This window comes from Ruminococcus sp. FMBCY1 (genome assembly GCF_023921805.1).
Taxonomy (GTDB): domain Bacteria; phylum Bacillota; class Clostridia; order Oscillospirales; family Acutalibacteraceae; genus Ruminococcoides; species Ruminococcoides intestinale_A.
This window is the reverse complement of record NZ_CP074197.1, coordinates 1,822,953-1,841,379: the sequence shown is the minus strand read 5'-3', so window position 1 is coordinate 1,841,379 and position 18,427 is coordinate 1,822,953. Positions and strand designations below refer to the sequence as shown.

Genomic DNA, 18,427 nt, shown 5'->3' with positions numbered 1-18,427 from the left:
TCACGAATATTTTTATAATTATATCGTCTATATATATGAAAGCTAAAAAGGAGGGATTTAATTGAATGACAAACAAATAATTGATTTGTACTTTTCAAGATCGGAACAATCTATAAAAGAAACAAAAATCAAGTACAGTTCTTTTTGTCGAAAAATAGCATATAACATTCTATCAAATAATGAAGATACCGATGAATGTGAAAATGATACTTACCTTAAAATATGGAATTCAATTCCGCCTAATAACCCTGAAAATTTTAAGGCATACATAGGCAAAATCACAAGGAATATTGCACTTGATATATGGAAGAAAAACCATACTCAAAAAAGAAACGCAGGTATTGAAATTCTTTTCAGCGAAATGGAAGATATATTATCAGTACCACAGACAGACACCGAATATGAACTTGAAGAAATTACACCAATAATTAATAAATGGTTATTAACTCTGAGTAAAAAAGAACAGGCTTTATTTATATTGAGGTATTGGCAAGGAGAATCTGTAAAAAGCATTGCAAAGCAATGGAACACATCTTCAAACAAACTTTCAGGCAAACTTTTCAGATTAAGAAACAATTTAAAACAGGCACTCGAAAAGGAGGGCATATTTCTATGAAAAAAAACAATGATGAAATCTTATATAATTCAATCAGCAATATTGACGAAAACATAATTGCATCTTCTTTGGTTTATAAACCCAAAAGCAAAAAAATTATTATATGGGCAAGCCTTGCAGCCTGTTTATGTGCGGTCTCCGTTACTTATGCAGTCATATATAAAAATAATTTTAATAAGCCGGTCAATAATTCCGAAGTTTTAAGTACAACTAACCGCAGTTCTGACTTTCACATTTACTCCCTACCTAAAGTCTTATCAGAGAACAGTGAAAATTCAAAGCAAAAGGTTTTATTAAGCCCTGTAAAGACTTTACTTGACAGCAACACGGGTATTCATGCAATTACTTATACCGTTGATTTTAAATCAGACGGTTCACCTTACGATGAAAGAGATACTTCTTATAGCGGAAATATCATTAAACAAGATTTATTTGATATATCGCCTGACAGTATAGAATTTTCCATTGCAAGCGATGCTGTTGAATATTATAATGTAACAGTAAAAAATAATTGCATATCTTATCAAAGTGATTCAACCGTTTTTTCAGGTCAAAAATCATTTGAAAATATTAAAATTTCAGACAACGGTTTCATAACATGGCGACCCACCTGCGAAAAATTTTCAACAGAAATTCTGTCTATAACCGGTAAGGAAGAACCCGATTATAACAGTAATATTCTGGATAGAACAGCATACTCCGATGCCGAAAAAACAGTGTATGACAGTATCAAAAATTTTGATGAGTATTTTGGAGATACATTAACCTTTGAATTGCATTATAAAAACAATGCCACAAAAACTGTTTATGTAAATATTTCAATAAATGAAAACGGAAATTATATGGTAAATTACAGTTAAATATTAAAAAACACAGCAGTTCCGAAGAATACACCTTGGAACTGCTGTGTTTTTATAAAATTATAACTCAAGACCGCTTGTAGTCTTTAAAAACTCATTAAGTTTGTTGTAAATAATATCTACGCCGCCTACCGAATCACTCTCAATATTCAGCGGCATAATCGGGTCGTGCACTGAAAGTCTTAACAAGAACCAACCGTCACCGTTATCCTTATCGAATGATACTCTTATACCCTCACGGTTATCGTTTGCAACATTCCAGCCGTTCTGCGCCATTGCATATGCGGTAAGGTCATTAATAATCTTTTCGCCGCAGGCTCTGAAATCGGGCTCAAGGATTTTGAATCTGACTTCTTTACTTTCAACAGGTTCTTTAAGCGCCGCAGTAAGCTCGTCAAGCTCTTTGCCCTCTTTGCGCATTTGAGCCGCTTTAATAATTATCTTTGTGCAAAGGTATGCGCCGTCATCAAGAAAATAATTTTCTTTCATTGCGGCATGACCTGAGGTTTCAATAGCAAGCGGACAATTGATACCCTGTGCATTGAGTTCGAGTGCTTTGTCGATAACATTTTTATAACCTCTGCGATAACGGTAATGCTGACCGCCGAGTGTGTTTTCAATAAATTCCTTAAGACCGGAAGAAGTGATAGAGTCGGTTACAACAGTACCGCCCTCGTTACCCTCAAGTGCAATGGCAGCCGCTACAGCAACAAGGCGGTTACGGTTAATTTCATTGCCCTTGCTGTCAACTGCACCGCCACGATCAACATCAGTGTCAAAAATCACGCCGAGGTCGGCATTTGCCTCTTTTACCGCCTCGCAGATTGACGCCATAGCTGTTGCGTCTTCAGGGTTCGGAATATGGTTCGGGAACATTCCGTCAGGCTCAAGATAGCGACTGCCTGTTGTATCCGCACCGAGTACAGAAAGTACCTTATCGGCATAAAAACCGCCTGCACCGTTACCTGCATCAACTACAATCTTAAAGCCCTTAAGCGGATGATCGTAATCCTCCGCATTTACTTCTTCTTTAATTTTTTTGCAAAGGCCCTTTGCATAATCGGTCATATAATCAACTTTTCTGATTTTGCCGCAAGAATTTTCGGCAGGTGATTCGCCGTTTTGTGCATACTCAAGGATTTCTTCGATATCACTGCCCTCAAGACCGCCCTCACGGGTGAAGAATTTTAGACCGTTTCTGTTAAACGGGTGATGGCTTGCGGTAATCTGCAAAGCACCGTCACAACCGAGGTCAACGGTTGTCATAAACATTGACGGAGTAGATGCAAGCGAACAATCCAGCACGGTTGCTCCGCAGCGTTTAAAACGCTCACTGCAAATTGAAACTATATGCGGGCCGGAAATTCGGCTGTCACGACCGATAGAAATTGTAAGAGTTTCAGGCACTTTGCTGACCTTTTTTGAAAGCCAAAGCACAAAGCCGTCTGCCATTCTTGCCACAACATCATCGGTAAGGTTTACGGGCTGACCCTCAACGCCCTCGCTTGCCACGCCTCTGATGTCTGTACCGCTTTTAAACTGCTTATAAAACTTGTCTAACATTTAAAGTACCATTCCTTTATTGTATTTTCGGATATTTCATTCTAAAAAAGCATACCCTTATTATAAATTACTGCATTAATTATAACCCATAGCCGCAAAAATCTCAATATATAATAATTTTATTTTTGTAAAAAAAGTGATTTTTTGACGCTTAACTTTCCATTTTGGTAGTTATTTTCACTAACAGCATTATAATTTTAATAAGCAAACAAATTTGTTTATCAAATGATTTTTGTGCATAATATATATATTTATATACACCACTTTGTAAGCTGTTCACATTTAATTTGACTTTGCAACAAATTTTTATAAAAAAAATTGTTGACTTTTATGGAATTGTGATTATAATAATAATTGTCAAGTAAACAGTCCGCTTGACTATCGACTGATTATACAGTCAGATTACTCGAGTAAGGTTTAATTAGGTCGAACATAAATAATTATTTTGCCAAATGGTAAATGGCACAACAATTTTATATTATCATTTTGGAGGAATTTTTTATGACACCTATTCTTAGTTTACACAATATTGATGTAGCCGAATTTCTCGCTGTACTTGATACTTGCGAGGGTAATGTATTTCTCGTTACTAACGAAGGCGACAGATTAAATCTTAAAAGCAAACTCTGCCAGATCGTCGGTCTTACAAAACTCATTGAGGGCGGTAAGATTGCCGAAGCAAGCATTATTTGCGAGAATAAAAACGACGAGAGCAAACTCTTCCGTTTTAACTTCTTTGGCGACACTGCAGATGCAGAGATTAATAATTAAACAGCTATTCACGTTTTCACGTTAATTTCAAAACTTCTAAATCCAGAGGCAGTCGCTTAGGCGACTGTTTTTGGCATATAATACATTTTTAGCAAACCTTTTTATAATAATGCACATTTCTTAAGTTTTGTGTTATAATTATAAAAAGGTTATTTATTTTTGGTGGTGTGATAATGAAAATCGCCGTAATTGACGATGAACAAAGATATATGGATATTCTTGCCCGTGTGTGCAACGGATATTTTACAATCAGAAGTGAACAAGGCTCGGTAGATTGTTTTTTAAACGGACAAGATTTTTTAAATAAATGCATTGAAAATCTATATGATGCGGCATTTATAGATATTTATATGAGCCCTATTAACGGAATTGAGCTTGCCGAGGAGCTTAGAAAAATCAGCAAAGATATTGTAATTGTTTTTGTTACTACAAGTTCCGACTTTATGATGCAGGCTTTTTCTGTTCATGCGTTTCACTATATAATAAAACCGTATATGCCTGAACAAATTTACAAAGTTCTTGACGAAGCGGCTTTTTACATAAAAGATAAAGCAAAATTTATTCGGATTGTTTGCGACAGAAAATCCGTAATGATTTCTGTCAAAGAGATTATGTCTATTGAATCCGATGCACATTATCTGAATATTTCTGTTGTGTCCGGTATGACATACCGCACAAGAATGACTATGAATGAATTTTTAAAACTTACCGATAATGACGAAAGATTTATACCCGTAAACCGTGGCGTTGTTCTTAATGCGGATTATATTGAGCGCATTGACGGTGCTCTTTGTATAATGGGCAACGGTACAAGATTTTCGATAAAAGTGCGTGAAAAAAGTATCATAGAGAAACGGGTAAGAGATCATATGTTTAAAAAATTAAGGGAAAATCAGCGGATTTGAGGATAATATGGATAGGATAGAATTTTTAAAGGGACTTTTTTCTTTTTCTATAATCATTCCCGCAAGTATAATGTGTTATTTGCCGATGAAAAATCAGCTTAAATTTTCGGTTAAAAAAATTGCTTTGCTTTTGGCGGGGGCTTTTGTAATTATTGCAACGGTATCTTCTTTAATAACGGTACTTTTTAACATTCGTACGATAAACACGGTGCTTATGCCCGATATGATAATCTGCTTTTTACTGTTTCGGTATACGGTAAAAACAGATTTTGCCAAAACTCTGTTTGTGTTTTTGAGCGTTATATGTCTGTTTTCGACTTTCTCACTGTTTACTTATGAAATTGAATCGTTTTATAAGCCGGAAATGGATTACGGAATAAGTTTTTCGTTTGATTTGCTGTTTATGGGAATAAGTTTGTTCTTTATGGCAATACTTGCGTATCCTATGCTGAAATATTATTCCTGGATGATAGATAACATTAAATATAAAAAGCTTTGGTATTCATTTATGATTTTACCGATTATTGTAACTCTGTTAAATATTTACTCCATACCGATCACATATTTGAATTTGCGTGTGGGATTGATTGGCATAAAGGCGTTAATGATTAACAGTATTATATTTTTGCTGTATATATTGGTATTTGCGCTGTTTTACATATTCAGTAAAACTACAATTGAAAAGACCAAGCTTGAAGAACAGAACTTTATGCTTGAAATACAGACAAGCTATAACGAATCTCTGCAAACATATATTAATCAAACCGCAAAAGCCAGACACGATTTAAAACACTCGGTACATCTTGCGCAGGGTTTGCTTGACGAGGGCGATTTGGACTCATTGAGAAAATACCTTTGCAAGTATTATCAGGCACTTAATATTACTGCTCCCGTAAGATTATGCAGCAGTAACGCTATAAACGCAGTGCTGAATTATTACCGCCAAAGCGCAATTGACAATGAAATAGATATTACTTGGAAAATAAATATGCCTCCTAAATCCGAAATACCCGAAGTTGACTTCTGCGGTATTTTAGGAAACTTAAGTGAAAATGCAATTTCCGCATGCAAAACAATAAGCGAGGGCAGAAAATATTTTGATTTGTCAATCGACTATAAGGGCGACTATATTTATATTGCTGCAACGAATAATTTTTGCGGAGATTTAAAGAAAAGTGACCGAGGCTATGAGTACACAAAACATAAAGGCGGAGGAATTGGACTGCGTTCAATGAGAAATATGGCAGAGGTTTATGGCGGATATTTTGAAGCTGTTGATGTCGACAATAAGTTTTGCGTTAATATGACATTAAAATATGTAGATGTTAATGCATAAATTTTAATTCAAGCCGGACAGCCTAATTAACAATGTTCTATTCTAAATATTGGGATAACTTTAAGCAATTTGCTAAACTATAATTTACTCCGACTTTGACAAATAATCATCAACAAAAACGGCGGTAATCCGAATAGGATTGCCGCCGTAACTTTTAAATAAATCTATTAAAATTCAAGCATAGCAAAACTCTGTGCCGACATTTTTACCTTATTGTCAGCAACCTCTGTTGTACCGATTTCATATACTTTTTTAGCGCCCTTAGCATTGATTTTGATTTCGCTGTCTTTGCCGAGTGGGTTAAAGAGCATTACAAACTTGCCTCTCTTATATCCGAACGGGAATTTACCCGGCTCGAAAATCATTTCAAAATCACCGTTGCCGTGAAGGTCATCGTTTGCGTGACGAATGGCAATAATGTCTGTAACAACCTTATAAATACTGTCAGGGTTGTTCTGCTGATTTTCAACTGTAGGTGCGTTTTCGTCTGTATCAACAGGGAGGTAAGGTGTATCGCTTGCAGAAAAGCCGAGGTTTTTACCGCTGTTCCACTGCATTGGTGTACGCGAACCTGTACGGCTGAAACCGCCCTCTTTGCTTACAAGGTTTTCCTGATATTTCATACCGATTTCGTCACCGTAGTAAAGGAACGGAACACCCGGCATAGTGAAAATCATTGCATATGCAAGTTTAATTGCATCCATACCGAAGTAGTGTGTCATTCTCGGCATATCATGGTTATTTGTCATAAAACTGATGTAGCCGTTATTCTTTGAAAGCTCATAAGCAGGGAGATATTCGTCTGTAAAGTTCTTAATATCGCCCTTGCCGTTTGGATTAAAAATACCATTATTGCCCTCATCGTCACCGTAACGGAAAAGTCTGCTGTAACCGTTGCCGTGGTGGTCAAGATAGAAGTCCATATGGAAACCTGCGTTGTTGATTGCTCTTTCGGGATTGCACCATTCGGCTACCATTGCAGCCTCAGGATAATCTTTGTCGAGCATTTCACGGATACCACGCCAGATTTTTGCTGTTGCAACCTTTTCATCATCGTTCTTTACGAGCGAGTCTGCCATATCAACTCTGAAACCGTCTGCGCCCATATCAAGCCAGAAACGCATAATGTCCTTGATTGCCTCTACTGTAGCAAGGCAGTCCGGATGGTCGCACGGCAGCTGCCACTCCGGATGTGTGATTTCGTGAAAACCGTAGTTGAGAGCAGGCTGTGAGCTGAAGTAGTTTACCAAATAGTTACCGTCACGCTCGCAGATACCGCACATCATTCTGTACTGCGGCGGTGCGTCCCATACTGATTTTGTAAAGATATAACGGTTTGTATACTCACTCTTTTGAGCTTTTTTAGACTCTAAAAACCAAGGGTGAGTGTCCGATGTGTGGCCGGGAACGAGGTCAAGGAGAATTTTCATTCCTTTTTTGTGAGCCTCGTCAAAAAGTCTTACGAGGTCATCGTTTGTGCCGTAGCGGGGAGCAACCTTTTTGTAGTCACGAACATCATAACCTGCGTCCATAAACGGTGAATCGTAAACGGGGTTGAGCCAGATTGCGTTACAGCCGAGCCCTTTTACATAGTCGAGTTTTTCGATGATACCGTTAATATCACCGATACCGTCACCGTTGGTGTCATAAAAGCTTTGCGGGTAAATTTCATAGAAAACCGAATCGTTGAGCCATTGTGGCATAGAAAACATCCTTTCTTTTGTTAATTTTTATTATTACAATAACATAGTAACATTATTGAGGATTTTTGACAAGCATATTATGCGTTTTAACAAAAATATTACTATAATTTGCTTGGTATATTTCCAAAAATAATTACTTGCAGGAAACGGCATTTCATCATAATATATATAAGAATAATTTTGCGGCAAAGCACAATGTGAGGAGGGAGATTTTTTGACGATTGATAAAATAAAAAGCAATAAAATACTGATAACTCTCTGCGATGAAGATATGCGAGATTTTTCGCTTGATTATGATACTTTAAGCCTGTATGACAGCCATTCCAGAAAGATACTTATGCGAATTTTGCAGATAGCCTGTTTTAAAACAGATATAGAAATAAAAGATAAACGAATGATTGTGGAGGCGCTTCCGACTGTTGACGGTTGTATGCTGCTGCTGACGGTTGAGGATAAAAAAAGGAAAAAATACAGACTGCAAAACGGTAAAAAATGCAGCTGCTACGATGTGGGCAACAGCAAGAATTTTCTTGATGTAATTCAGTTACTTTACAAACAGAATGTGTGCTGCAACAAAAATTCTGCCTATGAAAAAGACGGAGTTTACTACCTTATTTTTGATTATCCGGCAGTACCAAAAAGATTTAAGCGTATTTTGCACGAATACGGTGTACGGTGCGGCGATAATATTTTTGCCGCAAATCTGCGGGAAAATGCACAAGAAATCTGTCGTTCAAACGCAATTGCCGTTATTGGAAAATGTTTGTAAAATTATACTATGCATACCTGCTAAACAAAATCGCTCAAACAAAAAAAGCAAGCGCAATCGTCTGCAACACGATTGCGCTTTTGTGATGTTTAAAGTCCCCAGACTGCCATAACTGCGTTGTAGTAATCTTCCGAAAGCTGTTCTTTTAAAATTTTTCTGTCATCTTCACAGTTTGTAAAAGCATTGCGGACATTTTCACCAACCTGTACCTCAACATCGTTAATGTTTATAAATTTCTGTCTTAACACGCTCACTCCCTCTTTTGTAAGCATATCAAGCGTAATTTTTTCTGTAACCTCCATTTTAATCCTCCTATCTGCGAATAATATATGTAACAACAAAATTCATTTTTTCATCTTCAACAAATTTATCGGACGGTGCACTTATGTAAATCCACGAACCGTCTATTCTCACATTACGCAAGTTATTCTTTGTAGAATATACGGCAATACTTGCAAGTCTACTTTCTGCTTTTGACGGGAACGGCAAACCCGTCATTTGCAAATATGTTTTATCCGCCAACATACTTGTAATATTTACAGACACAGTAACTGCGTCGCCGTTCTTTGCGTAAACGAAGTTTCCCGCACTGCCCTCATAAATTGTCTGCGCCGGAGATAATTCTCCCGAACCGATTTCGTTATTCGCCGCATCATATTTGTTTGCAAGCGATTTTTCTATATCGGCTTTGTTCTGCACAACGGTCTGCCTAAGCGAATTAACACTGTTATACACAGTGCCGCTTGTAACATAATTTGGGCTGTTTGCCGCAGGCACGGCATCGAATGGCTTTTTGTCAAGCTTATAGTTTAATGATCTGTTTATATACGTTTTATCATAAGCATCTGTAATTCCGTAACCGGCAAGAGTATCCGCCTTATCCGCTTTTAAATTAAGCTTTGTATCGACACTGCTTTTAAGGTTTTGTATCTCATCATCAACATCATCATAATCATAATAATAGTTTTCAAGATATGCAACACTCGGATAGCTCTCTTCCGTAACATCAGCCTTAAGCGTAACCTTATTTGCTTTTTCTTCTTTAAGAGTAATGTCGCTGTCGGCAATAACTTTTATATTGTTTTCAATCTGCTTATTTTGCTCTGCAATTTTATCCCAACATTTTTTTGTCTCATCTCTCAATGCAAGCGTTTCGCTGTTTGGATTGGTGAATCCCTTGTCCTCAATCGGTATGGATTCTCCCGCAAACAATCTTACAATATCGGTCTGCAAAGTGGTTTCCTCCTCTCTTAATTCAAGCTGAACCTCAACCCAGCCGTGACAGAAAATATCGTTTTTCCCGATTTTCCACATTATATATGTGCTGTTGTTAATAGTTTTTACGGTTTGCGGTGCAACCGTGTTTACACTGCCGTCTTTAAATCTTAAATGAATTGCGGCAATCGTATTTTTGCCGACAAAACCATTCACCGTAAATTCAACTTTACTCACAAGGTTTTCGCCCACAATCCCCGCATTATCTTCTGCGGCAATACCCTCGTACTTTTCTTTGTTAAAAATAATCAAATTATTCACCTCCAACTATGCATAAAAAAATCCTAAAAGTTGCACTAATTGCAACAATTTTTCAAAAAATAAATTTTGAATTGACTATAAAGCCAAAATAAAGTAAAATTATAAATGATATATTATATGTAATGAGATGATTTTTTGAACATCCATAAAATACAGACTGTTGCAAAGAAAGCACTTGCGGCTGCTTTGCCTTTGGCGCTATGTTTTTCAATTGCCGGCTGTTCTTTTAATTTTAAGATTTTCGACAATTCTGATTTTAAGCCGACAAGCGAAAGTGAAGCGCTTTTGTCAGAGATACCGGAGCCTAAGCAAACATCGTACAGCTATTCGGCAATAACAAACGAACACATTAAAAATCTTTACGCACAAATTGAAAACGAATGTCAAAAACCCGTTCCCGCAGAAATACAATGTACGGGCACGCTTACGCAAAAAGATATTTACGAGGCAATAATAGCTTTTAAAAACGACCACCCCGATATATTCTGGATAAAAAACACATTTTCTTACTACGATTACGGCGGTTCAACATATGTAGAACTTTTCTATATTTATTCAGGCACAACGCTTGAAACACAAAAAGAAAAATTTAACGAGGCGCTCAACGACTTTGTAAACAACGCAACTATGTATTCTTCGGAGTATGAGCGTGAAAAGTATGTCAACGATTATATTATTTCAAATTGCGTATATGATGACGAGGCTGCCTACAACAATAACACAAAAGGAAATGTCAGTACCGCCTACGGAGTTCTTGTTGACGGCAAAGCCATATGTGAAGGATATGCCAGGGCATTTCAGCTTTTGTGCAACAAGCTCGGCATTGAATGTGTAAGTATTGCGGGAATGACCGGTGATGTCGGACACGAATGGAACTGCGCAAAAATTGACGGTAATTGGTATCAGGTCGATGTAACATGGAACGACTCGCAAGATGATTTTTCCAACTACTACTACTTTAATCTTACAGACGAGCAAATGTATTCCTCGCACAGGGCAGATGACCTTTTTGATGAAATAGAACCCGATAATTATAATAACGACGAAAACCTTATCGGCAACCTCTATGTGCCCGAATGTAATTCTACCGAGTACAATTATTATAATCAAACTGCACCTATCCTCTATGCGTTTGATGAAGAAAATGACAATACAATTTCAAATGCACTTGCAAATTCCGCCGTAAACGGTGACAATTATTTCAACATAATTGTTGATGACAGTCTTGACTTTGAAGACGCTTATTCAACACTTGTACAAGACGGTTATGTAGTAAACTACATTGAAAGTGCCAACAATATGCTTGGGGGAGAAGTCGAGATTGACACCTCAAGCTATGCATATAAAAACGATACCCTGCGTGTTATTACCATAGTGTTAAACTATATTAATTAAATAAATCATTCTGTTGCAAAAGGAGAGAAATATATGAAATATGATGTTAAAGCCTTTGAGCTTTTGTCAAATGAAGAAATTGCAGACGGAATTTTTGATATGCGTGTAAAAAATGACGAACTTGCACCGCTTGCAAAATGCGGTCAGTTTGCCCATGTATATGTTCCGTCAAAAACTCTGCGCAGACCTATTTCGGTGTGCGACAGCGAAAACGGCGTACTCCGCCTTGTTTACCAGGTTAAGGGCGAGGGCACAAAGATTATGTCCGAAATGAAAAAGGGTGAAGCTGTAGATATTCTTGCTCCGCTTGGCAACGGCTTTAATATTGAAAAAGGCAAGCGCTACTGCCTTATCGGCGGCGGCATCGGTGTTCCTCCTATGCTCTATACAGCAAAGCAAACCGAAAATCCGCTTGTTATCACGGGTTTCCGTAACAAAGACCTTATTATATTACAAGATGATTTTAAAAATGCAGGTGCCGAGCTTGTACTTACAACAGATGACGGCAGTGCAGGCGTACACGGATTTGTTACAGATGTACTTAAAGAAAAGATAAATGAAGTTGACGAGGTTTGCGCCTGCGGTCCTACCCCGATGCTTAAGGCAATTGCTCAAGTTTGCAAAGAATTTAACAAGCCTTGTCAGATTTCACTTGAAGAAAGAATGGCTTGCGGAATCGGCGCTTGTCTTGTCTGCGCCGTTAAGGTACGCAAGAACGGTGAAGAAATTATGCAGCATGTCTGCAAAAACGGACCTGTATTCAACGCAGAGGAGGTTGTATTTTAATGGCTGATTTATCTGTAAAAATTGACGGAGTAGAGTTTTCAAATCCGCTTATCGCCGCTTCGGGCACATTTGGATTCGGTAAGGAGTACGGCGAATTTTATCCGCTTTCAAAACTTGGCGGTATTTCGTGCAAGGGAATTACCTTAAAAAGGCGTGACGGCAACCCACCGCCACGAATCGCAGAAACTCCGTCGGGTATTTTAAATGCCGTCGGACTTCAAAATCCGGGCGTAGATGTATTTATAAACGACGATCTTCCTTGGCTTAAACAGCAAAACACAAGAGTTATCGCAAATATTGCCGGCAACACTCCCGAAGAATACTGCGAAATGGCAGAAAAACTTTCTTCAACTGATGTTGATATGATAGAAATGAATATTTCCTGCCCTAATGTAAAGAGCGGCGGCGTTCAGTTCGGTACAAGCTGTGAATCGGTAGGTTCAATTACAAGTGCGGTAAGAAAGCACTGCACAAAACCGCTTATTGTAAAGCTAAGTCCGAATGTTACAGATATTGCCGAGATTGCTAAGTCGGCAGAGGCAAACGGCGCAGACGCAATTTCAATGATTAACACACTAACAGGTATGAGAATAGACATAAACACAAAGCGCCCGATTATCCGCAACAATACAGGCGGAATGAGCGGCCCTGCAGTGTTCCCCGTTGCAGTAAGAATGGTTTGGCAGGTTTCTAATGCCGTTAAAATTCCGATTATCGGTATGGGCGGCATCAGCACATGGCAAGACGCAGTTGAAATGATGATTGCAGGCGCAAGCGCATTGCAGATTGGCACAGTATTCTTCTCTGACCCATACGCACCGATTAAAATTGCCGAGGGAATTAACGAATACCTTGATAAAAACGGTATGAAGAGCGTTACAGAACTCACAGGCACAATCAAGCCTTGGTAATCGGTAAGGTTTTATAAAAGTTTGGTCAACCTTGACCTGAATTTTTAAATCATTTAAACGAAATTCCTCAGCTAAATCATAAATCGCCTAACATAAAATTCAAAAACGAATAAAATAAAAAAAGAAATCCATAATAACCATAGCACAGGAGGTTATTATGGATTTTTTCAGAGTATTTATAACCGCACCGATCTCGCTTACAGTCCTGTTTTTGCTTGCAAAGCTGATGGGAAATAAGCAGATGTCAGAGCTTAATATGTTTGACTACATCAACGGTATTACAATAGGTTCAATCGCCGCCGAACTGGCGACAGGCGAATTTACCGATATTTACAACGGTGTAATGGCTATGGTTATTTACTCGCTTATAGCAATTATGTTGACTTTCCTATCGCAAAAGTCGCTTCTTCTAAGAAGATTCATTACGGGCAAATCTATTATAATTTACGATAACGGCAAATTTTACAACAAAAACTTAAGTACCGCAAAGATAGATATAAATGAAATTTTGGTAATGTGCCGTTCAAAGGGATATTTTAATTTTGATGAGATACAAACCGTTATCCTTGAAAGCAACGGTCAGCTTTCAATTTTACCGAAAGACAAAAATCGACCGCTCACTCCCGATGATATGAAAATTACGGTTCTTCAATCCGGTGTAGAGGCGGTAGTGATACAGGACGGCAAGGTTTTGGAAAGAAATCTTAAAGCCACGGGAAATAATATTGAGTGGTTAAAAAAAGAACTCAAAAAGCAAAATATAAAAACAAGCGAAGTTTTCATTGCTTTTTGCGACAATAACAACACGCTGAAAGTACACAAAAAGGTCAAATCTAACCCGACAAACGATATTTTTGATTAATTTCTAAAAAAATGTTTAAATTTCGGAAAACTACCAATATTTTGTCACACTGTTGTCACTGTTCGTATGGTATTATATATGTGTAAGATAACTACTGACAAAACTTACATTACAAAGCTAAAACTCATTTTTTCATAGATATTTTCCTCTCTCTTTTTTATAAGCAATCAGCTCGACTTCGGTCGGGCTTTTGCTTTTTTTTGATAATAAACAGTTATGCTCTAAATGACAGGAAAATAATTAAAAAATTTAGGTCAAGCCTTTTTAAAGGTTGACCAAACTTTTATAATTGTTTTACGAATATTCCGCTAAACCATAAATTACCCCAATTTTTAATAAAAAGCACAAAAAAATCAGGCAGTCAGTTTCTATAACCCCATAAGACTGACTGCCTGTTAAATTAAAATTTTAAACCTTAGCTTTACTGCGCTCTGATTTTCTGTACTTTGACGGTGTAATGCCGTAGTACATCTTGAACGCTCTGTTAAAGTTAGAAATATTATTAAAACCTGATTTTCCTGCGATTTCAATAACAGGAGTATCGGTTGTTGTAAGCAAAAGTGCCGCTCTTGACAAACGAAGTTCATTAAGATAATTAATGAAAGTTGTGTTCAAAAGCTCTTTAAACAGATGCGAAATGTAATATCTGCTCAAGTTTGTGTGCTCTGCAATAATGTCGAGAGTAAGCAGATTGCAGAAATTCTCGTTGATATACTCTGTAACTCTGCGCAAAGCCCTATCCTTTTTGCCCTGTGTTTCAATATCGTAAATTTCTAACTTTCCTGACTCAAACAAATAATAGTAAAGTTCATAAAATTTACCTGTTGCCAGAAGATAAAATCCTCTCGGCTTGTCAACCTCTGCCCTAAAAGCAGATTCAAAACATTCGGAAACATTATTGTAGTAATCCTCCCCCGGCTTAAAAGAGAAAAACTTAGTACAGTTTCCGCCTACTATGCTCTTTATAATTACATTCGGAATATACTGCTGTGTAAGATTTGCGCCGTCATTAAGATTTAAAAGCATAATCTCAATATACACATTGTTGTTGTTGTCAAATCTGTGCTTCTGGTTTGGTGCGATAAAGAAAATATCGCCTTTGTTGAGCTGTTCAACACCGAGTGCGGTTTCAATTGTAATAGAACCGCTCCTGACAACACCCATCTCTACTTCATGATGAACGCTCCATAAATCATCTACAACAAGCTCTCCGCACGAAACTCGAAAGCTTGAACTTGTAGATGTTACAGAGTTCAAAAATCTTATTGCCACTGATATTACCCCTTTTATAATATTATTTTGTTTTATAAATATAATAATACAAAAATGTTTTATTGTCAATACAATACATAACAAAATAAAGCAAAATTATACAAATTAATCATCCGAATGTAATATTTTACTTTTTGTTATCTTTTATTATCATAATTTTTAATTAATTATACTCAATATCTTTATTAAGATAAAATTTTACTATAATAAAATCTTATATTTTGTGCGTATGATTATTATTATATCAAAAAGCGGCAGTGATTTTCAATAAAACAAAAATCACTGCCATAAAAACAACTTTGTATATATAAAGCTTAAAAATCAGACATTGTCAGTTGTCATTATTATCTGCCGAATAATTATTATTTACAGAATTAAGATGTTCTTTAAATCCGTCTACCACCCTTTGCGGTGACAAGATTTTAACACCTCCGCCCAGTCCGAATACCCAGGCATAAAACTGACTGCTTATTGAAATTTTTGCACTGAACCTGAACTGATTATCGTTTTCTTTTACAATAAAAATATCGTCACCAAACCTGTCTGCAATTACGCCTACAAGTTCGTTATTAACAAGCATTGTAACTTCAAATTCCTCTCCGCCGTACATCGAGAAAATCTTTCTTGTATATTCGGCGCCGTCAAATTTCTGTATTTCGTCATTAGGTTCACGCTTGTCTTCAAGTATTTCAACGCTTTCAATCTTATCTACTCGGTAATTCTTTATCTTATCCGCCTCGCTGTCGTAACCTATCATATAATAATTTTCGTCGTCCCAGCAAAGCCATATCGGTGAAATTACATATCTCTTGCCGTCACGCCTTGCGGTTTTTACAATATTTGCACCCTGCCCTATATCCCACTTCATATACAAAAAGCTGACCTTTCGGTCATTGGAAATCGCAGTTTGCAGTGTATCGACAACATAATATATTTTTTCGTTAAGACCTTTTACCCTGTTTGTAATAAAGACATCACGCTTAAGTTCTTTTCCCTGAAAGTTACTTACAAGTCCCTCAATTTTTTCGATAAGCTCCATACTTTTTTTGCGTGTAATAAATTTTGAACTTTGAATTGCATCGACAAGCAGTTTAAGCTCCGCAAGCTCAAAATCTCTTGAAGCGACATAATACCTTGTGGTATTTGATTTGATTTTTTCAATGTCAAGTCCGTACATTTGGAGAGAGCTGATATCATCGTAAAGACTTTTTCGCTCGGACTTTATATTAAATTCACTTAATGCGTCAATAATTTCAGTCGCAGTCATTCCGTGGTTATCGTCGGTTCTCTTTAGAAGAATGTCACGCAGATATAAAAGCTTAAGCTTTTGTCCCGATGATTTTGGCATAATATCCTCCGTTTATGCTGTCAGTGTTTGCGCAAACGCAATTACAAGCGGCATAGTTATGATTGAAAATACTGTAGTAACCGCCACAATACTTACCGAAAGTTCGGTATCTTTATTGTATTTTACCGCAAACATTGTAGTTGTAGCGGCAGTCGGTGCGGCAGATGCGATTACGCAGGCAACCGCAAGAGTTGTTTCCACCTTGCACAGATAAAGCACAATTGCTGTTATAACAGGTACCAAAACAAGTCTTAAACCCATTGCAACATAAACAGATACATTTGAAAATGCTTTTTTAAGGTCTGCCTCGGAGAGGTAGTAACCTATAATCATCATCGGCAACGGTGTATTTAAAGCCGCCATATATTCAACAGGCTGACCTATCATATACGGAAGCTTTATGTTAAGCGCAAAAATAATTATCGCAATTACAACACCGATAATACCCGGGTTTGTAATCAGCTTTTTGGCAGAAATTTCTTTAATATCTCCGCTCATACATACAAGTCCGTATGTCCATACAAGAATGTTGAACACAGCTACAAACACTGCGCCGTAAAACAAACCGTCATCACCGAGCACAGCCTCCTGCAACGGGAACGACATAAACGCACAGTTTGAAAAAACTGTTGCAAATCTCAACACTCTTTTTTTGCTGTCCTTACCCTTAAAAATAAGGCTTACCAAAAGTATGGTTGCAGCCATAACGGCTGTTGCGCAAATCGTCATAATTCCTAGTCCGCCCAAAAGTTCAGGTGTAAAATCACGCTGAAAAGCAGACACCATAACGCACGGTGTAACAAAATACAAAACAAGGTTGTTTATATGCTTTGCGGATACATCGGTAATGATTTTTTTCTTACCGCAAGCAAAGCCCAACGAAATCAAAATAAACAGCACAAGTACCTGTTGTGCAACTACAATAAAGTTTTCTAACATTTCCTTTTCCCCCTAAAAATTAAACACATTTAAGTATAGCATAATAACTCATTTTTTCAATGCTTACGCAGTAATACAGCTGAATTTTGGAGGTATATAAAAAATTAATATCATAGAAAAATATCATTTTGTACAAAATTATGTCGAGCATATGGTGCAAACTAACCAATGAAAAGCAAATAATTTTACAAATATGTATTATCCGCTGAAATTATTTGCTTTTATTGACTTTTTGTACTTTGAATTGTATAATATATGTAAATAAAAATAGTTGTTTTTATTGTTATTTCACAGTGATTTTATGTATTTATTTATATTTTGAGAAAGAGGGATTTTACAATGGCAACAAGAAGAACTGCTACAAAATCGGCAGCTGCCAAGGATGCTAAGGTAGAAACAAAGGCTACTGCAACTGCTGTAAAAGAAACTGCTCCCGTAAAGGAAGCTCCTGTAAAGAAAACCGCACCTAAAAAGGTTGCTCCAAAGAAACCTGCTGCCGTAGCTGCCGCAGCAAAGGCTGCTAAGGCAAAGGCTGAAGCCCCTGCAGAAGTTAAAACTGAAACAAAGGTAAACTTTGTTGTTGAGTTTAACAACAAGCAGAACTCGGTAGAAGACATTATTAATAATGTTAAAGCTACATACGGTAAAGATGTAAAGGAAATTTCAATTTACCTCAAGCCTGACGAAAACAAAGCTTACTTTGTTGCCGACGGCGAAGAAAGTTCAATGGATGTATTCTTCTGCTAATTAAAAATTACTGAAATTTTAGGAGTCATACTGTTAGGTATGACTCTTTTTTTGTTTTTTCTTTAATATTTTGGTGAATATTTAATATTTAGATTGATTTTTTACAAT

At 37.0% G+C, this 18,427-nt stretch carries 18 protein-coding genes; 11 read left to right on the top strand and 7 right to left on the bottom strand.

Annotated elements, in window-relative coordinates; all coding sequences use genetic code 11:
* Nucleotides 1-61 precede the first annotated feature (61 nt).
* Together KGF34_RS09010 and KGF34_RS09005 are read left to right on the top strand one after the other, a co-directional pair.
* Nucleotides 62-616 (top strand): sigma-70 family RNA polymerase sigma factor, encoded by a 555-nt coding sequence (locus KGF34_RS09010; protein ID WP_176781278.1) that lies wholly within the window; start codon nucleotides 62-64, stop codon nucleotides 614-616.
* The gene (locus KGF34_RS09005; RefSeq protein WP_195410406.1) at nucleotides 613-1,476 is read left to right on the top strand and encodes a hypothetical protein; all 864 of its coding nucleotides are present in this window, start codon (nucleotides 613-615) and stop codon (nucleotides 1,474-1,476) included. The genes KGF34_RS09010 and KGF34_RS09005 overlap by 4 nt, the downstream gene beginning before the upstream one ends.
* A gap of 60 nt (nucleotides 1,477-1,536) precedes the next feature.
* Here the strand turns inward: KGF34_RS09005 and KGF34_RS09000 are convergent, their stop codons facing one another.
* The gene (locus KGF34_RS09000; protein ID WP_252558794.1) at nucleotides 1,537-3,039 is read right to left on the bottom strand and encodes a phosphomannomutase/phosphoglucomutase; all 1,503 of its coding nucleotides are present in this window, start codon (nucleotides 3,037-3,039) and stop codon (nucleotides 1,537-1,539) included.
* A 501-nt stretch (nucleotides 3,040-3,540) separates the two neighbouring features.
* Here KGF34_RS09000 and KGF34_RS08995 point away from each other — a divergent pair.
* The 3 genes from KGF34_RS08995 (at nucleotide 3,541) to KGF34_RS08985 (ending at nucleotide 6,051) form a co-directional block, all read left to right on the top strand.
* Nucleotides 3,541-3,810 (top strand): hypothetical protein, encoded by a 270-nt coding sequence (locus tag KGF34_RS08995; protein WP_195410407.1) that lies wholly within the window; start codon nucleotides 3,541-3,543, stop codon nucleotides 3,808-3,810.
* 173 nt (nucleotides 3,811-3,983) lie between these two features.
* Entirely contained in the window at nucleotides 3,984-4,715 is a 732-nt protein-coding gene (locus KGF34_RS08990) for a LytTR family DNA-binding domain-containing protein (protein ID WP_252558793.1), read from the top strand.
* Between the two features lie 7 nt (nucleotides 4,716-4,722).
* Entirely contained in the window at nucleotides 4,723-6,051 is a 1,329-nt protein-coding gene (locus KGF34_RS08985; RefSeq protein WP_252558792.1) for a GHKL domain-containing protein, read from the top strand.
* A gap of 167 nt (nucleotides 6,052-6,218) precedes the next feature.
* Here the strand turns inward: KGF34_RS08985 and KGF34_RS08980 are convergent, their stop codons facing one another.
* Nucleotides 6,219-7,754 carry an alpha-amylase family glycosyl hydrolase gene (locus KGF34_RS08980; RefSeq protein ID WP_252558791.1) on the bottom strand — a complete coding sequence of 512 codons (1,536 nt, stop codon included), beginning with the start codon at nucleotides 7,752-7,754 and terminating at the stop codon, nucleotides 6,219-6,221.
* Nucleotides 7,755-7,968: 214 nt separating this feature from the next.
* Here KGF34_RS08980 and KGF34_RS08975 point away from each other — a divergent pair, with 214 nt between their 5' ends.
* Nucleotides 7,969-8,523, top strand: a complete 555-nt coding sequence (locus KGF34_RS08975; protein WP_252558790.1) for an adaptor protein MecA — start codon at nucleotides 7,969-7,971, stop codon at nucleotides 8,521-8,523.
* An 89-nt stretch (nucleotides 8,524-8,612) separates the two neighbouring features.
* Here KGF34_RS08975 and KGF34_RS08970 read toward each other — a convergent pair whose 3' ends face one another.
* Complete coding sequence (locus KGF34_RS08970; RefSeq protein WP_022234557.1) at nucleotides 8,613-8,825, bottom strand: hypothetical protein; 213 nt, start codon at nucleotides 8,823-8,825, stop codon at nucleotides 8,613-8,615.
* Between the two features lie 10 nt (nucleotides 8,826-8,835).
* A complete protein-coding gene (locus tag KGF34_RS08965) occupies nucleotides 8,836-10,050 on the bottom strand; it encodes a hypothetical protein (protein WP_252558789.1) in 1,215 nt (404 codons plus the stop codon).
* A 144-nt stretch (nucleotides 10,051-10,194) separates the two neighbouring features.
* Here KGF34_RS08965 and KGF34_RS08960 point away from each other — a divergent pair, with 144 nt between their 5' ends.
* From KGF34_RS08960 to KGF34_RS08945, 4 genes are all read left to right on the top strand, one after another.
* Nucleotides 10,195-11,454 carry a transglutaminase domain-containing protein gene (locus tag KGF34_RS08960; protein WP_252558788.1) on the top strand — a complete coding sequence of 420 codons (1,260 nt, stop codon included), beginning with the start codon at nucleotides 10,195-10,197 and terminating at the stop codon, nucleotides 11,452-11,454.
* Between the two features lie 33 nt (nucleotides 11,455-11,487).
* Entirely contained in the window at nucleotides 11,488-12,240 is a 753-nt protein-coding gene (locus tag KGF34_RS08955; protein ID WP_195410414.1) for a dihydroorotate dehydrogenase electron transfer subunit, read from the top strand.
* Nucleotides 12,240-13,151 carry a dihydroorotate dehydrogenase gene (locus KGF34_RS08950; protein ID WP_252558787.1) on the top strand — a complete coding sequence of 304 codons (912 nt, stop codon included), beginning with the start codon at nucleotides 12,240-12,242 and terminating at the stop codon, nucleotides 13,149-13,151. Before KGF34_RS08955 ends, KGF34_RS08950 begins: the two co-directional genes overlap by 1 nt.
* Before the next feature lie 157 nt (nucleotides 13,152-13,308).
* A complete protein-coding gene (locus tag KGF34_RS08945; protein ID WP_252558786.1) occupies nucleotides 13,309-14,013 on the top strand; it encodes a DUF421 domain-containing protein in 705 nt (234 codons plus the stop codon).
* A gap of 408 nt (nucleotides 14,014-14,421) precedes the next feature.
* Here the strand turns inward: KGF34_RS08945 and KGF34_RS08940 are convergent, their stop codons facing one another.
* The 3 genes from KGF34_RS08940 to KGF34_RS08930 form a co-directional block, all read right to left on the bottom strand.
* Nucleotides 14,422-15,285, bottom strand: coding sequence for an AraC family transcriptional regulator (locus KGF34_RS08940; protein WP_252558785.1), 864 nt, complete (start codon nucleotides 15,283-15,285; stop codon nucleotides 14,422-14,424).
* Nucleotides 15,286-15,616: 331 nt separating this feature from the next.
* Nucleotides 15,617-16,633 carry a WYL domain-containing protein gene (locus tag KGF34_RS08935; protein ID WP_252558784.1) on the bottom strand — a complete coding sequence of 339 codons (1,017 nt, stop codon included), beginning with the start codon at nucleotides 16,631-16,633 and terminating at the stop codon, nucleotides 15,617-15,619.
* 12 nt (nucleotides 16,634-16,645) lie between these two features.
* Entirely contained in the window at nucleotides 16,646-17,572 is a 927-nt protein-coding gene (locus KGF34_RS08930) for an AEC family transporter (RefSeq protein WP_252558783.1), read from the bottom strand.
* Nucleotides 17,573-17,911: 339 nt separating this feature from the next.
* On the opposite strand from KGF34_RS08930, the gene KGF34_RS08925 reads away from it, so the two are divergent.
* The gene (locus KGF34_RS08925; protein ID WP_252558782.1) at nucleotides 17,912-18,319 is read left to right on the top strand and encodes a DUF6465 family protein; all 408 of its coding nucleotides are present in this window, start codon (nucleotides 17,912-17,914) and stop codon (nucleotides 18,317-18,319) included.
* The last annotated feature ends 108 nt before the right edge of the window (nucleotides 18,320-18,427 follow it).

What these genes read in the sequence shown, in the direction of transcription:
- KGF34_RS09005 (WP_195410406.1), top strand. Translation starts at nt 613, where the DNA reads ATGAAAAAAAACAATGATGAAATCTTATATAATTCAATCAGCAATATT.
- KGF34_RS09000 (WP_252558794.1), bottom strand. Translation starts at nt 3,039, where the DNA reads ATGTTAGACAAGTTTTATAAGCAGTTTAAAAGCGGTACAGACATCAGA.
- KGF34_RS08995 (WP_195410407.1), top strand. Translation starts at nt 3,541, where the DNA reads ATGACACCTATTCTTAGTTTACACAATATTGATGTAGCCGAATTTCTC.
- KGF34_RS08990 (WP_252558793.1), top strand. Translation starts at nt 3,984, where the DNA reads ATGAAAATCGCCGTAATTGACGATGAACAAAGATATATGGATATTCTT.
- KGF34_RS08985 (WP_252558792.1), top strand. Translation starts at nt 4,723, where the DNA reads ATGGATAGGATAGAATTTTTAAAGGGACTTTTTTCTTTTTCTATAATC.
- KGF34_RS08980 (WP_252558791.1), bottom strand. Translation starts at nt 7,754, where the DNA reads ATGCCACAATGGCTCAACGATTCGGTTTTCTATGAAATTTACCCGCAA.
- KGF34_RS08970 (WP_022234557.1), bottom strand. Translation starts at nt 8,825, where the DNA reads ATGGAGGTTACAGAAAAAATTACGCTTGATATGCTTACAAAAGAGGGA.
- KGF34_RS08955 (WP_195410414.1), top strand. Translation starts at nt 11,488, where the DNA reads ATGAAATATGATGTTAAAGCCTTTGAGCTTTTGTCAAATGAAGAAATT.
- KGF34_RS08950 (WP_252558787.1), top strand. Translation starts at nt 12,240, where the DNA reads ATGGCTGATTTATCTGTAAAAATTGACGGAGTAGAGTTTTCAAATCCG.
- KGF34_RS08945 (WP_252558786.1), top strand. Translation starts at nt 13,309, where the DNA reads ATGGATTTTTTCAGAGTATTTATAACCGCACCGATCTCGCTTACAGTC.
- KGF34_RS08935 (WP_252558784.1), bottom strand. Translation starts at nt 16,633, where the DNA reads ATGCCAAAATCATCGGGACAAAAGCTTAAGCTTTTATATCTGCGTGAC.
- KGF34_RS08930 (WP_252558783.1), bottom strand. Translation starts at nt 17,572, where the DNA reads ATGTTAGAAAACTTTATTGTAGTTGCACAACAGGTACTTGTGCTGTTT.
- KGF34_RS08925 (WP_252558782.1), top strand. Translation starts at nt 17,912, where the DNA reads ATGGCAACAAGAAGAACTGCTACAAAATCGGCAGCTGCCAAGGATGCT.